Annotated in this window: 12 protein-coding genes, 1 rRNA gene and 1 pseudogene; 11 read left to right on the top strand and 3 right to left on the bottom strand. The window is 72.4% G+C overall.

Annotated features, from left to right (window positions below):
* From ETD96_RS29675 to ETD96_RS29665, 3 genes and pseudogenes are all read right to left on the bottom strand, one after another.
* Nucleotides 1-181: pseudogene (locus tag ETD96_RS29675) on the bottom strand (ABC transporter permease); the annotation flags it as partial.
* Complete coding sequence (locus tag ETD96_RS29670) at nt 178-1146, bottom strand: ABC transporter ATP-binding protein (RefSeq protein ID WP_138639794.1); 969 nt, start codon at nt 1144-1146, stop codon at nt 178-180. The gene ETD96_RS29670 and the pseudogene ETD96_RS29675, both read right to left, overlap by 4 nt.
* Complete coding sequence (locus tag ETD96_RS29665; protein ID WP_138639793.1) at nt 1143-1670, bottom strand: MarR family winged helix-turn-helix transcriptional regulator; 528 nt, start codon at nt 1668-1670, stop codon at nt 1143-1145. Before ETD96_RS29665 ends, ETD96_RS29670 begins: the two co-directional genes overlap by 4 nt.
* Nucleotides 1671-1911: 241 nt before the next feature.
* Between ETD96_RS29665 and argC the strand changes: the two genes are divergently transcribed.
* The 11 genes from argC to ETD96_RS29610 form a co-directional block, all read left to right on the top strand.
* The gene (argC, locus tag ETD96_RS29660) at nt 1912-2940 is read left to right on the top strand and encodes an N-acetyl-gamma-glutamyl-phosphate reductase (protein ID WP_138639792.1); all 1029 of its coding nucleotides are present in this window, start codon (nt 1912-1914) and stop codon (nt 2938-2940) included.
* Complete coding sequence (argJ, locus tag ETD96_RS29655) at nt 2937-4094, top strand: bifunctional glutamate N-acetyltransferase/amino-acid acetyltransferase ArgJ (RefSeq protein ID WP_138639791.1); 1158 nt, start codon at nt 2937-2939, stop codon at nt 4092-4094. The genes argC and argJ overlap by 4 nt, the downstream gene beginning before the upstream one ends.
* Nucleotides 4091-5029 carry an acetylglutamate kinase gene (gene argB, locus ETD96_RS29650; RefSeq protein WP_138639790.1) on the top strand — a complete coding sequence of 313 codons (939 nt, stop codon included), beginning with the start codon at nt 4091-4093 and terminating at the stop codon, nt 5027-5029. Before argJ ends, argB begins: the two co-directional genes overlap by 4 nt.
* Nucleotides 5026-6219: an acetylornithine transaminase gene (locus tag ETD96_RS29645; protein WP_274704650.1), complete on the top strand. Its 1194-nt coding sequence runs from the start codon at nt 5026-5028 to the stop codon at nt 6217-6219. Before argB ends, ETD96_RS29645 begins: the two co-directional genes overlap by 4 nt.
* 2 nt (nt 6220-6221) lie before the next feature.
* Nucleotides 6222-7139 (top strand): ornithine carbamoyltransferase, encoded by a 918-nt coding sequence (gene argF, locus ETD96_RS29640; protein ID WP_138639789.1) that lies wholly within the window; start codon nt 6222-6224, stop codon nt 7137-7139.
* 8 nt (nt 7140-7147) lie between these two features.
* On the top strand, nt 7148-7651 hold the full coding sequence (locus ETD96_RS29635) for an arginine repressor (protein ID WP_089327309.1): 504 nt from the start codon (nt 7148-7150) through the stop codon (nt 7649-7651).
* Nucleotides 7652-7715: 64 nt separating this feature from the next.
* The gene (locus tag ETD96_RS29630) at nt 7716-8918 is read left to right on the top strand and encodes an argininosuccinate synthase (protein ID WP_138639788.1); all 1203 of its coding nucleotides are present in this window, start codon (nt 7716-7718) and stop codon (nt 8916-8918) included.
* Nucleotides 8919-9135: 217 nt separating this feature from the next.
* Nucleotides 9136-10554: an argininosuccinate lyase gene (gene argH / locus ETD96_RS29625; RefSeq protein WP_138639787.1), complete on the top strand. Its 1419-nt coding sequence runs from the start codon at nt 9136-9138 to the stop codon at nt 10552-10554.
* Nucleotides 10555-10630: 76 nt separating this feature from the next.
* A complete protein-coding gene (locus ETD96_RS29620; RefSeq protein ID WP_138639786.1) occupies nt 10631-11266 on the top strand; it encodes a DNA-3-methyladenine glycosylase in 636 nt (211 codons plus the stop codon).
* A gap of 124 nt (nt 11267-11390) precedes the next feature.
* A complete protein-coding gene (gene tyrS / locus ETD96_RS29615; RefSeq protein WP_138639785.1) occupies nt 11391-12668 on the top strand; it encodes a tyrosine--tRNA ligase in 1278 nt (425 codons plus the stop codon).
* A 632-nt stretch (nt 12669-13300) separates the two neighbouring features.
* Nucleotides 13301-13425, top strand: a 16S ribosomal RNA gene (locus ETD96_RS29610); the annotation flags it as partial.

Below are 13425 nucleotides of genomic sequence, written 5' to 3'. Positions count from 1 at the left end.
GGACGTAGGCGAACACGAACACGAACATCACCGGCTGCACCAGCACCCGGACGAACGTCGACAGGAAGTTCTTGCGCATGACCCGCGCCTCGCGGGCCATCATCGCGGCGAACGTGCGCGGGACCGTCGCCCGCGCCGGCGGCGGCGGGGCGAGGACGGCGGGGGCCGTGGAGGCGGTCATTCGCGGTAGTCCCTTCCGGTGAGGGTGAGGAAGACGGTCTCCAGGCTGGGCCGGAGCTGGGTGGCGTCGGTGACGCCGACGCCGGCGGCGGAGCCGATCGTGACGAGCTCGCCGAGGATGCCGTCGGGGGCCGCGGCGAACACCCGGACTTGGCCGTCGGTGACCTCGACCTTGCTGATGCCCTCCCGGTCGGAGAGCTTCCTGATCTCCTCCGGGGCCGGGGCGTCGTAGCTGACGGTGATGACGGTGTCGGCGCCGGCACTGGACTTCAGCTGGTCGACGGTGCCGCTGGCCAGGATCGTGCCGTGGTCGACGACCGCGACCCGGTCGCAGAGCGCCTCGGCCTCCTCCATGTAGTGGGTGGTGAGGACGATCGTCTGCCCGCCCGCCTGGAGGCCGCGCAGCACCTCCCACAGGTTGGTGCGGGTCTGCGGGTCGAGGCCCGCGGTCGGCTCGTCCAGGAACAGCACCTCGGGTCCGTGCATGAGGGCCCGGCAGATCATCACCCGCTTGGCCTGACCACCGGAGATCTCGAACGGGTTGCCGCCGCGCTGCTCGGTGAGCCCGAACAGCTCCAGCAGCTCGCCGGCGCGGCGGCGGGCGTCGCGGGCGCCGAGGCCGAAGTAGCGGCCGCGGAACTCCAGGTTCTCGGCGACGGTGAGGTCGCTGTCCAGCGTGTTGTTCTGGGACACCACGCCGATGCGCCGCTTGATCTCGACGGCGTCCTTCACCACGTCCAGGCCGGTCACCTGAGCGCTGCCGCCCGTCGGGACGACCAGCGTGGTGAGCATGCCGATGGTGGTGGACTTGCCGGCGCCGTTCGGGCCGAGCAGCCCGAAGAACTCGCCGCGCGGGACGTCCAGGTCGATGCCCCGCACCGCGGGCACCTCCGGGCGGGGCCCGGACGCGGGATAGGTCTTCCGCAGGCCGACCGTGCGGACGGCCGCTTCCGGGGATTCGGTCATGCGCCGTCTCCCTCCGCTTCCTCGTCGTCGTTGTCGTCGTGGAGGTCGTTGTCGTCGTCGGGGTAGTTCTCGAGCCGTTCGATCAGCCGGAGCAGGAACCGGCGGACGGCCTCCACGTCGTCCTCGCCGACGACGTCGTAGAGGCGGCCCAGGTCCCGCCCGATGGACTCGGACTTCTCGGCGAGCAGCTCACGGCCCGCGTCGGTGATGCGCAGCATGACCCCGCGCCGGTCGCGGTAGGAGGGCTCGCGCCGGACGTGCCCGTTGCGCTCCAGCGTGTCGACCACCGAGGTGACCGTGGCGGGGGTGACGTGCAGCCGCTTGGCGACCTCGCCGGGGCGCAGGCCGTCCTCGACGATCAGCAGGCGCAGCAGGAAGTACCCGGCGGGGCTGATGCCGTGCTTCTCGACGATCCGCCACACGACGGGGCCCGCCAGCCGCGAGGCCGCGGCGAAGAGCCGGCCGACCGGCCACTCCTCCATGGGGCCGTACAGCTTGAGGTCGTCGATCCCGAAGTTCCCCATGGCGGTTGATGTTAGGGGCCTGAACTTTAGATGGCAAACCTTTAGCCCCCTAAATACTCGCCGTTCGTCCGATCCCTGTCGTCAACATAGGTTGACATCGTGGCCATGTCAACCTGTGTTGACGCATGCGGGCCGGGCCGTGTGGCGCTCATCTCAGCAGGTGGGAAAACCGGACCCCGGCGTTGAATAGGCATCCAGGGTCCTGCATACTCTTGCTTGTTGTCTTCGAGAGGGCAGGGAGATGGGAATCCGGACGGCGGTCGCCGGCGCCAGCGGTTACGCGGGCGGCGAGCTGCTGCGCATCCTGGCGGGACATCCAGAGTTCGAGATCGGCGCGCTGACGGCGGGCTCCAACGCGGGCACCGAGCTGGGCGCGCACCAGCCCCACCTGCGATCCCTGGCCGGGCGCGTCCTGGCCGAGACCACCCCCGAGACCCTGTCCGGCCACGACGTGGTGTTCCTGGCGCTGCCGCACGGCCAGTCCGGCCCGCTCGCCGCGCAGCTCGGCGAAGACGTGCTGGTCATCGACTGCGGAGCCGACCACCGGCTCGCCGACGCGGCCGCCTGGGAGGCGTACTACGGCACCCCCCACGCCGGCACCTGGCCCTACGGGCTGCCCGAGCTGCCCGGCCACCGGGAGGCGCTGCGCGGCGCCAAGCGGATCGCCGTCCCCGGCTGCTACCCGACCGCGGTGTCGCTCGCGCTGGCCCCGGCGTACGCCGCCGGGCTCGCCGAACCCGACGCCGTCGTCGTCGCCGCGTCCGGCACCTCCGGCGCGGGACGGGCCCTCAAGCCGCACCTGCTCGGCAGCGAGGTGATGGGCTCGATGTCCGCCTACGGCGTCGGCGGGACGCATAGGCATACGCCCGAGATGGTGCAGAACCTCAGCGCCGCCGCGGGGGAGCCGGTCACGGTCTCCTTCACCCCGACGCTCGCGCCGATGAGCCGCGGCATCCTCGCCACCTGCACGGCCAAGGCCCGCCCCGGTACGACCGCCGCGGCGCTGCGCGCCGCCTACACCGCGGCCTACGCCGGCGAGCCGTTCGCCGGCCTGCTCCCCGAGGGCCGGTGGCCCGCCACGTCCATGACGCTCGGCGCGAACACCGTCCTCCTCCAGACGGCCCTGGACGAGGCGGCCGGCCGCATCATCGTGGTCGCCGCCGTCGACAACCTCGCCAAGGGCACCGCGGGCGGCGCCGTCCAGAGCGCCAACATCGCCCTCGGCCTCCCGGAAGAACTCGGGCTGACCACGATCGGAGTGTCCCCTTGAGCGTCACCGCCCCCCGGGGTTTCCGCGCCGCAGGCGTCGTCGCCGGACTCAAGCCCAGCGGCAACCGCGACCTGGCACTCGTCGTCAACGACGGACCGTCCCGCGCGGCGGCCGGCGTGTTCACCCGCAACCGCGTGAAGGCCGCGCCCGTGCTGTGGTCGGAGCAGGTCCTCACGGGCGGCCGCGTCCGCGCGGTCGTGCTCAACGCGGGCGGCGCCAACGCCTGCACCGGCGCCCCCGGCTTCCAGGACACCCACGCCACCGCCGAGAAGGCGGCCGAACTGCTGGAGGACTCCGCCGGCGAGATCGCGGTCTGCTCCACCGGGCTGATCGGCGAGCGGCTCCCCATGGACCTGCTGCTGCCCGGCGTCGACAAGGCCGCCGCCGAGCTGTCGCGCGGCGACGGCGGGCTCGCCGCCGCCGACGCGATCCGCACCACCGACACCGTCGCCAAGATCTCCTTCCGGCAGGGCGCCGGCGGCTACATGATCGGCGCGATGGCCAAGGGCGCCGGCATGCTCGCGCCGTCCCTGGCCACCATGCTCTGCGTCATCACCACCGACGCCGACCTGCCCGCCGCGACGCTCGACCGGGCGCTGCGCGCGGCGACCGGCGCCACCCTCGACCGGCTCGACTCCGACGGCTGTATGTCCACCAACGACACCGTCCTGCTGCTGGCCTCCGGCGCCGCCGAGACCGTCCCGGACGAGGAGGAGTTCACCGCGCTGCTCACCGAGGTGTGCGCCGACCTGACCCGGCAGCTGCTGGTGGACGCCGAGGGCGCGTCCAAGGCCATCGCGATCGAGGTCGTCGGCGCCGCCTCCGAGGACGACGCGGTCACCGTCGGGCGCTCCATCGCCCGCAACAACCTGCTCAAGTGCGCGATCCACGGCGAGGACCCGAACTGGGGCCGGGTGCTGTCGGCGGTCGGCACCACCGACGCGGTGTTCGAGCCCGACCACCTCAACGTCGCGATCAACGGGGTGTGGGTGTGCCGCAACGGCGCGTCCGGCGACGACCGCGACAAGGTCGACCTGCGGCCCCGCGACGTGACGATCACCGTCGACCTCGCGGCGGGCCCGCACAGCGCCACCGTCTGGACGACCGACCTCACGGCCGACTACGTCCACGAGAACTCGGCGTACTCGACATGAGCGCGGTGACCAGCGGCGCGGAGATCCGCGGCAACCGGGCCGGCGTGCTGTCGAAGGCGGAGACGCTGATCAAGGCGCTGCCGTGGCTGGAGCGGTTCCACGGCAAGACCGTCGTGATCAAGTACGGCGGGCACGCGATGACCGACGAGGAACTGCGGCACTCGTTCGCCGAGGACATCGTGTTCCTGCGCTACGCCGGGCTGAAGCCGGTGATCGTGCACGGCGGCGGCCCGCAGATCAACGCGGCGCTCGCCCGCAACGGCATCGACTCGACGTTCACCGCCGGGCTCCGGGTCACCACGCCGGAGGCCATGGAGGTCGTCCGGATGGTGCTGACCGGGCAGGTGCAGCGCGACGTGGTCGGGCTCATCAACCGGCACGGCCCGTTCGCGCTCGGCATGTCCGGCGAGGACGCGAACCTGCTCACCGCCGAGCGCAAGCACGCGGTCGTCGACGGCGAGCGCGTCGACATCGGCCAGGTCGGCGAGATCGTCGAGGTGCAGGTCGGCGCCGTCCGGGCGCTGCTGGACGACGGCCGCGTCCCGGTCGTGTCCAGCATCGCGCGCGGCGACGACGGCGAGGTCTACAACGTCAACGCCGACACCGCCGCCGCGGCGCTGGCCGTCGCGCTGGACGCGGCGAAGCTGGTCGTCCTCACCGACGTCGACGGCCTGTACGCCGACTGGCCCGACAGCGACGACGTGATCGACAGCCTCACCACCGACGAGCTGGCCGCGCTGCTGCCGGGCCTGTCGGCCGGGATGGTCCCGAAGATGGAGGCCTGCCTGACCGCCGTCCGCGGCGGCGTCCCGCAGGCCCACGTGCTGGACGGCCGCGTCCCGCACTCGCTGCTGCTGGAGATCTTCACCGACGAAGGGATCGGAACGATGGTGCTGCCCAGCCTCCCGGGCGCCCTGCCGGAGGTGGCGCCGTGAGCGGCCTCGGCGAGCGGTTCGAGACCGCGTTCATGCCGAACTACGGCGTGCCTCCGGTGGCGCTGGCGCGCGGCGAGGGCTGCCGGGTCTGGGACACCGCCGGCCGCGAGTACCTCGACCTGATCGCCGGGATCGCGGTCACCTCGCTCGGCCACGGGCACCCGGCCCTCGTCGAGGCCGTGTCGTCGCAGGTCGCGACGCTCGCGCACACGTCCAACCTCTTCCTGAACGAGCCGGAGGTGCTGCTCGCCGAGCGGCTGCGCGGCCTGCTCGGCGGCGACGGGAGGGTGTTCCTCGCCAACAGCGGCACCGAGGCCAACGAGTGCGCGCTGAAGCTCGCGATCAAGTACGGCAGGGCGAACGGCCGGTCGTACTTCGTCGCGACGGAGAACGGGTTCCACGGCCGGACCATGGGCGCGCTGTCGCTGACGGGCAAGGCGTCGATCCGGGAGCCGTTCGGGCCGTTCGCCCTCGACGTCCGGTTCGTCCCCTACGGTGACGCGGACGCGCTGAAGGCCGCCGTCGGCGCGGACTGCGCCGCCGTGTTCCTGGAGCCCGCGCAGGGCGAGGGCGGGGTCGTCCCGCCGCCGGAGGGCTACCTCACGGCCGCCCGCCAGATCTGCGACGCCGCCGGCGCGCTGCTCGTCGGCGACGAGATCCAGTCGGCGATCGGCCGCACCGGCACCTGGTTCGCGTTCGAGCACGAGGGCGCCAGGCCCGACGTCCTCACCCTCGCCAAGGGGCTCGGCGGGGGCCTGCCCATCGGGGCGTGCGTCGCGTTCGGCCCGCACGGCGACCTGTTCGCCAAGGGCGACCACGGCAGCACCTTCGGCGGGAACCCGGTCGCCGCCGCCGCGGCCCTCGCCGTCCTCGGCACCATCGAGAAGGACGGCCTGCTCGCCAACGCCGTCGCCGTCGGGGACGTCCTCGCCGCCGGGCTCGGCGCCATCCGGCACCCGCTGCTCGCGGGCGTGCGGGGCCGCGGGCTGTGGCGCGCCGCCGTCCTCACCGGGCCGCACGCGCCCGCCGTGGAGGCCGCCGCCCGCGACGCCGGCTTCCTGGTCAACGCGGTGCAGCCGGACGCGCTGCGGATCGCGCCGCCGCTCGTCCTCACCGCCGCGCAGGCGCGGTCGTTCACCGACGCGTTCCCCGCGATCCTCGACGCCGTCTCCCAGAGCCGGGAGGGATGAGCATGACCAGGCACTTCCTCCGCGACGACGACCTGACCCCCGCCGAGCAGGCCGAGGTCCTCGACCTCGCCGCGAAGGTGAAGAAGGACCGGTTCGCCCACCGGCCGCTGGAGGGCCCGCAGTCGGTCGCCGTCCTGTTCGACAAGCCCTCCACCCGGACCCGGCTGTCGTTCACCGTCGGCATCGCCGAGCTGGGCGGCAACCCCCTCGTCATGGACGCCGGAACGAGCCAGCTCGGCCGCGGCGAGACGATCGCCGACACCGCCCGCGTCCTGGAGCGGCAGGTCAGCGCCATCGTGTGGCGGACGGGCGGGCAGGAGCGCATCGACGAGATGGCCGCCGGCACCACCGTCCCGGTCGTCAACGCCCTCACCGACGAGTTCCACCCCTGCCAGATCCTCGCCGACCTGCAGACCGTCCGGGAGGCCAAGGGCGACCTCGCCGGCGCCGTCCTCGCCTACTTCGGCGACGGCGCCAACAACATGGCGCACTCCTACCTGCTCGGCTGCGCCACCGCCGGGATGCACGTCCGCGTCGGCGCGCCCGCGTCGCTGCCACCGGACCCCGCCGTCGTCGCCCGCGCCACCGAGATCGCCGCCGCCACCGGCGGGTCCGTGACCGTCACCGACGACGCCGCGCAGGCCGCCGCAGGGGCCGACGTCCTCGCCACCGACACCTGGGTCTCGATGGGCCAGGCCGGCAAGGACACCGCGCTCTACGAGCCGTACGCCGTCACCGAGGAGCTGCTCGCCCTCGCCGACCCGGCCGCGGTCGTCCTGCACTGCCTGCCCGCCTACCGCGGGAAGGAGATCGCCGCGTCCGTCCTCGACGGCCCCCAGAGCCGCATCTGGGACGAGGCGGAGAACCGGCTGCACGCCCAGAAGGCCCTGCTCGTCTGGCTGCTGGAGCGCTCCCGGTGACCACCCCCATGACCAAGGCCGCCCGGCACGCCCGGGTGATCGAGCTGCTGACCCGGCACCCCGTCCACTCGCAGGGGGAGCTCGCCAAGCTCCTCGGCGACGAGGGCGTCGAGGTCACCCAGGCCACGCTGTCGCGCGACCTGGTCGAGATCGGCGCGGTGAAGCTGCGCGCCGACGACGGCAGCCTGATCTACGCCGTCCCCGGAGAGGGCGGCGAGCGGATCCGGCGGGCCCGCACCGGGGCCGCCGAGACCTTCACCGGACGGCTCTCCCGGCTCGCCGCGGAGCTGCTCGTCTCGGCCGAGGCGTCGGCCAACCTGGTCATGGTGCGGACCCCGCCCGGGGCCGCGCAGTACCTGGCCTCGGCGATCGACCACGCCGAATGGCCGACGATCCTCGGGACCGTCGCGGGCGACGACTCGATCCTCGTCATCGCCCGCGACCCGACCGGCGGGGAGGACGTCGCGCAGGCGCTCCTCAGGCTGACCGGCGGGCGCGAACGACGAAGCTAGGGGCCGCGCGCGGCCCCGCATCCCAGCCTTTCGAATCCGAACACTTCGCACAGGAGACAGTGACATGAGCGAGCGCGTCGTACTCGCATACTCCGGGGGCCTGGACACCTCCGTCGCCATCCCGTACCTCGCCGAGCAGACCGGCGGCGAGGTCATCGCCGTCGCCGTCGACGTCGGCCAGGGCGGCGAGGACCTCGACACCATCCGCAAGCGGGCCCTCGCCTGCGGCGCCGCCGAGGCCGTCGTCGTGGACGCCAGGGAGGAGTTCGCCGCGGACTTCTGCGTCCCCGCGATGCAGGCCAACGCCCTCTACATGGACCGCTACCCGCTGGTGTCGGCGCTGTCCCGGCCGCTGATCGTCAAGCACCTGGTGGCGGCCGCGAAGGAGTTCGGCGGCACCACCGTCTCGCACGGCTGCACCGGCAAGGGCAACGACCAGGTGCGGTTCGAGGCCGGGCTGTCCGCCCTCGCGCCCGAGCTGAAGGTCATCGCGCCCGCCCGCGACTTCGCCTGGACGCGGGACAAGGCCATCGCGTTCGCCGAGGACAAGGGACTCCCGATCGACGTGTCGGCCAAGTCGCCGTACTCCATCGACCAGAACCTGTGGGGCCGCGCCGTCGAGACCGGCTTCCTGGAGGACATCTGGAACGGGCCCATCGAGGACGTCTACGAGTACACCGCCGACCCGGCCGAGCCGCGCGAGGCCGACGAGGTCGTCATCACGTTCGCCGCCGGCGTGCCGGTCGCGCTGGACGGACGCCCGCTCACCCCGTACCAGGTCGTCGCCGAGCTGAACCGGCGCGCGGGCGCGCAGGGCGTCGGCCGCATCGACATGGTCGAGGACCGGCTCGTCGGCATCAAGAGCCGCGAGGTCTACGAGGCCCCGGCCGCGATCGCGCTGATGGCCGCGCACATGGAGCTGGAGAACGTCACCGTCGAGCGCGACCTCGCCCGCTTCAAGCGGTCCGTCGACCAGCGCTGGGGCGAGCTGGTCTACGACGGCCTGTGGTTCTCGCCGCTGAAGGAGTCCCTGGACGCCTTCATCGCCGACGCGCAGCGGCACGTGTCCGGCGAGGTCCGGATGACCCTGCACGGCGGGCGCGCCGTCGTCACCGGCCGGCGCAGCGCCGCGTCGCTCTACAGCTACGACCTCGCCACCTACGACACCGGCGACGCCTTCGACCAGAGCCTCGCCAAGGGCTTCGTCGAGCTGTGGAGCCTGCCCAGCAAGATCGCCGCCAAGCGCGACCGCGACCTGGACGTCTGACCGGACGCGCCGGGGGCGGTCGTCCTCCGAGCGAACCCCGCCGCTCGACCGGCGGCGGGCGGGGGGCCGGAGGACGGGCCACCGGCGACGGTGGTTTCGCCGTACCCTGTGGCGGACGTGCCACCACGCGCGGGGACGCTCTGGACGGGCGTCCCCGCGCGCCGGGGAGCGGCGCGCACAAGACAAACGATCAGCGGTGGGAAGAAGAGGAAATTTCGTGACGAAGGCACCGACGCGGCTGTGGGGCGGCCGGTTCGAAGGCGGCCCGTCGGACGCGCTCGCGCGGCTCTCGGTGAGCGTCCAGTTCGACTGGCGGCTCGCCCCCTACGACCTGATGGGCTCGCGCGCGCACGCCCGCGTCCTCAACCGGGCCGGGCTGCTCACCGACGACGAGCTGGAACGCATGATCGGTGCCCTAGACGACCTCGAAGAGGCGTGCCGGTCCGGCGAGTTCCGGCCCACGGTCGCCGACGAGGACGTCCACACCGCCCTGGAGCGCGGCCTGCTGGAGCGCCTCGGCGCCCTCGGCGGCAAGCTCCGCGCGGGCCGCAGCCGCAACGACCAGGTCGCCACCGACCTGCGCCTCTACCTGCGCGACCACGCCCGCCAGATCGTCTCCCGGCTGGTCGAGCTGGAGACCGCGCTGATCGCGCAGGCCGAGCACAACCTCGGCGTCGCCGCGCCCGGCATGACGCACCTGCAGCACGCCCAGCCCGTGCTGTTCTCCCACCAGCTCCTCGCGCACGTCCAGCCGCTCACCCGCGACATCGACCGGCTCCGCGACTGGGACGGGCGCGCCGCGGTGTCCCCGCTCGGCTCCGGCGCGCTCGCCGGCTCGTCGCTGCCGCTGGACCCGCAGGCCACCGCCGCCGAACTCGGCTTCGACGCCGCCGCGCCGAACTCCATGGACGCCGTCGCCGACCGCGACTTCGTCGCCGAGTTCCTGTTCGCCGCCGCGCTGATCGGCGTGCACCTGTCGCGCCTCGGCGAGGAGATCTGCCTCTGGGCGTCGCAGGAGTTCCGCTGGATCGAGATGGACGACACCTACGCCACCGGGTCGTCGATCATGCCGCAGAAGAAGAACCCCGACGTCGCCGAGCTGGCGCGCGGCAAGGCCGGCCGGCTCATCGGCCACCTCGTCGGCCTGCTCACCACCCTCAAGGGCCTGCCCCTCACCTACAACCGCGACCTCCAGGAGGACAAGGAGGGCGCGTTCGACGCCGTCGAGACGCTGCTGCTCGTCCTGCCCGCCATGTCCGGGCTCATCGCCACGATGCGGGTCAACACCGAGCGCCTGGAGGCCCTCGCCCCGGACGGCTTCGCCCTCGCCACCGACCTCGCCGAGCTGCTCGTCCGGCGCGGCACCGCGTTCCGCGACGCGCACGAGGTCGTCGGCCACCTCGTCGTCTGGTGCCAGGTCAACGACAAGGACTTCGACGACCTCACCGACGAGGAGCTCGCCAAGGTGTCGCCGCACCTGACGCCCGACGTCCGCGAGGTGCTGAACGTCCAGGGCGCCCTGGCGTCCCGCAAGGCGTACGGCGGGACGGCGCCTGACCGCGTCCGCGAGCAGATCGACGCGCTCCGCGCGCTGGTCAACGGGCACGCCGCGTGGGCGTCCGACGCCGAGGACTGACGGCGCGTCCGGGGCGGTGCGGGGCGCGGCATAGGCTGATCGGCGGAGAACCGACCCCCTAGACCACGGTGAGGCGATGGACGGAGCGCTGCTGCCACGGGATTTCTTCGATCGCCCGGTAGAGGAGGTCGCGCCGTCGCTGCTCGGCCACGTGATCGCCCACCGCACCCCCGAGGGGGAGGTGGCCGCCCGGCTCACCGAGGTGGAGGCGTACGCGGGGCCGCTCGACCCCGCGTCCCACGCCTACCGGGGGCGGACCCGGCGCAACGAGGTCATGTTCGGGCCGCCCGGGCACGTCTACGTGTACTTCACCTACGGCATGCACTTCTGCATGAACCTGGTCTGCGGGCCGGACGGGACGTCCATGGCGGTGCTGCTGCGCGCGGGCGAGATCATCGCGGGGGAGGAGCTCGCCCGGGCGCGCCGGCCGCGCTCCACCGTCCGGGACCTGGCCCGCGGCCCGGCGCGGCTCTGCCAGGCCCTCGGCATCGCCCGCGAGCAGAACGGCTTGGACGTGTGCACGCCCGGCGGGGAGATGACCGTCCTCGCGGGCTCGCCCGCGGACCCCGCGCTGATCCGCAGCGGCCCTCGGACCGGTGTTAACGGCGCCAAGGAGGTGCCGTGGCGGTTCTGGATCGACGGCGACCCGTCGGTGTCCCCGTACCGCCCGCACGTCGCCCGGCAGCGCCGGAAGGTCCCCGCCGACGGCTGACCCGCCGGCCTCTTCGTTCCCGCGCACCGCACCGCCCCCGGCCGTTGAATATCGTTGGCGTGACACAGGCCCGCCGGTACAGGCTGGTGGGCGTACGGAAAGCAAGCCGGAGACGAGGGAGACCGTGACCGACATCCTGGATGATCTCGCGTGGCGCGGCCTGATCGCGCAGTCCACCGACCTGGACGAACTGCGGGCGCTGCTCGCCGCGGGACCGGTCACGCTCTATTGCGGCTTCGACCCGACGGCGCCGTCGCTGCACCTCGGCAACCTGATCCAGATCCTCACGCTGCGGCGCTTCCAGAAGGCCGGCCACCGGCCCATCGGCCTCGTCGGCGGCGCCACCGGGCTGATCGGCGACCCGAGCGGCAAGAGCGCCGAGCGCGTGCTGAACTCGGAGGAGACCGTCGCCGCCTGGGTCGAGCGGGTCCGCGGCCAGGTGTCGAAGTTCCTCGACTTCCACGAGGGGCCGACCGGCGCCACCATGGTCAGCAACCTCGACTGGACGGGCCCGATGTCGGCCATCGAGTTCCTGCGCGACATCGGCAAGCACTTCCCGGTGAACCGGATGCTCGCCCGCGAGACGGTCAAGGCCCGCCTCGACTCGACCGGCATGAGCTACACCGAGTTCAGCTACGTGCTGCTCCAGTCGATGGACTTCCTGGAGCTGTACCGGCGGCACGGCTGCCGGCTGCAGACGGGCGGCAGCGACCAGTGGGGCAACCTGACCGCGGGCGTCGACCTCATCCGCCGCGTCGAGGGCGGCAGCGCGCACGCGCTGACCACGCCGCTGCTCACCAAGGCGGACGGGTCGAAGTTCGGCAAGACCGCCGGCGGTGAGACCTACTGGCTCGACGCCGAGCTGACCTCGCCGTACGCGTTCTACCAGTTCTGGATCAACGCCGACGACCGGGACGTGGAGAAGTTCCTGAAGTTCTTCAGCTTCCGTCCCCGGGAGGAGATCGAGGAGTTGGTGAAGCAGGGCGCCGACCGCCCCGCCGCCCGCGCCCCGCAGCGGGCGCTCGCCGAGGAGATGACCACGCTCGTCCACGGCGCGGACGAGACCGCCCGCGTCATCGCCGCCTCCCGCGCCCTGTTCGGCCAGGGCTCCCTGGAGGAGCTGGACGAGCGGACGCTGAAGGCCGCGCTCGCGGAGGTGCCGCGGGCCGAGGTGCCGTCCGGTGACCTGCCGAGCGTGGTGGACCTCCTCGCGGAGTCCGGCCTGTGCAAGAGCAAGTCCGAGGCGCGCCGCGCGATCGCCCAGGGCGGCGCGTACCTCAACAACGCCAAGGTCGAGTCGGAGGACGCCGTGCCGGCGCCGTCCGACCTCCTCCACGGCCGGTTCCTCGTCCTGCGGCGCGGCAAGCGGAACGTGGGAGGCGTGGAGGTGACGACGGCCTGAGCCGTCGGGAACCGTCCCGCGAACGCCCGTCCGGTCCTGACCGGGCGGGCGTTCGCCATGAACGGGCCAAACTTCGGTAGATACACGTCACAGTGCGGTTACGAGCGGCCGTACGGGGCATCAACCGAGGCCGGAAAACTACATCTGACCTGGGGTTACACGGCCCTGGAGGTCGATTTGACGCTCCTGGCGGGTGGATCTAATGTTCTACTCGCCCCAAGGGGGAGCGGGACGCCGGACAGGCGGCCGGCCCCGAAGGGGATCCTCTGCAGACCGACACGGTGGAGACACGTCTCCGTCGATTGGGACGTACGAGGACGATCCGCCCCGAAGTTGGACGAACGGGACGGATCGGGTAGGCTAGAAGGGTTGCCCCGGAGCCGGGGTCCGCGAGAGCGGGGTTCGGCGCGGTGGGTGTCCGTTTCTTGAGAACTCAACAGCGTGTTAAAAGCCAGTGCCTTTATCGGCTCGGTTCTCCTTAGGGGGCCGGGTCGCCCCGTGGCCATCGATCTTCGGATTGGTGGTGGGGATTTCTTTGAGGCAATGCGCAACTCCTTTGGAGTTGTGCTTTTGCTGGGATTTTCTTCGAGGTTTGGCTGCCGGCGGTTCGCCCCGCTGGTGGTCGTTGGACCTTAATGGAGAGTTTGATCCTGGCTCAGGACGAACGCTGGCGGCGTGCTTAACACATGCAAGTCGAGCGGAAAGGCCCCTTCGGGGGTACTCGAGCGGCGAACGGGTGAGTAACACGTGAGCAACC

This window comes from Actinomadura geliboluensis (genome assembly GCF_005889745.1).
Lineage (GTDB): Bacteria > Actinomycetota > Actinomycetes > Streptosporangiales > Streptosporangiaceae > Spirillospora > Spirillospora geliboluensis.
This window is presented reverse-complemented; position numbering and strand designations above follow the sequence as displayed.

Excerpts from the sequence above, each read along its gene's own strand:
- ETD96_RS29670 (WP_138639794.1), bottom strand. The coding sequence starts at position 1,146 with ATGACCGAATCCCCGGAAGCGGCCGTCCGCACGGTCGGCCTGCGGAAG.
- ETD96_RS29665 (WP_138639793.1), bottom strand. The coding sequence starts at position 1,670 with ATGGGGAACTTCGGGATCGACGACCTCAAGCTGTACGGCCCCATGGAG.
- argC (WP_138639792.1), top strand. The coding sequence starts at position 1,912 with ATGGGAATCCGGACGGCGGTCGCCGGCGCCAGCGGTTACGCGGGCGGC.
- argB (WP_138639790.1), top strand. The coding sequence starts at position 4,091 with ATGAGCGCGGTGACCAGCGGCGCGGAGATCCGCGGCAACCGGGCCGGC.
- argF (WP_138639789.1), top strand. The coding sequence starts at position 6,222 with ATGACCAGGCACTTCCTCCGCGACGACGACCTGACCCCCGCCGAGCAG.
- ETD96_RS29635 (WP_089327309.1), top strand. The coding sequence starts at position 7,148 with ATGACCAAGGCCGCCCGGCACGCCCGGGTGATCGAGCTGCTGACCCGG.
- ETD96_RS29630 (WP_138639788.1), top strand. The coding sequence starts at position 7,716 with ATGAGCGAGCGCGTCGTACTCGCATACTCCGGGGGCCTGGACACCTCC.
- ETD96_RS29620 (WP_138639786.1), top strand. The coding sequence starts at position 10,631 with ATGGACGGAGCGCTGCTGCCACGGGATTTCTTCGATCGCCCGGTAGAG.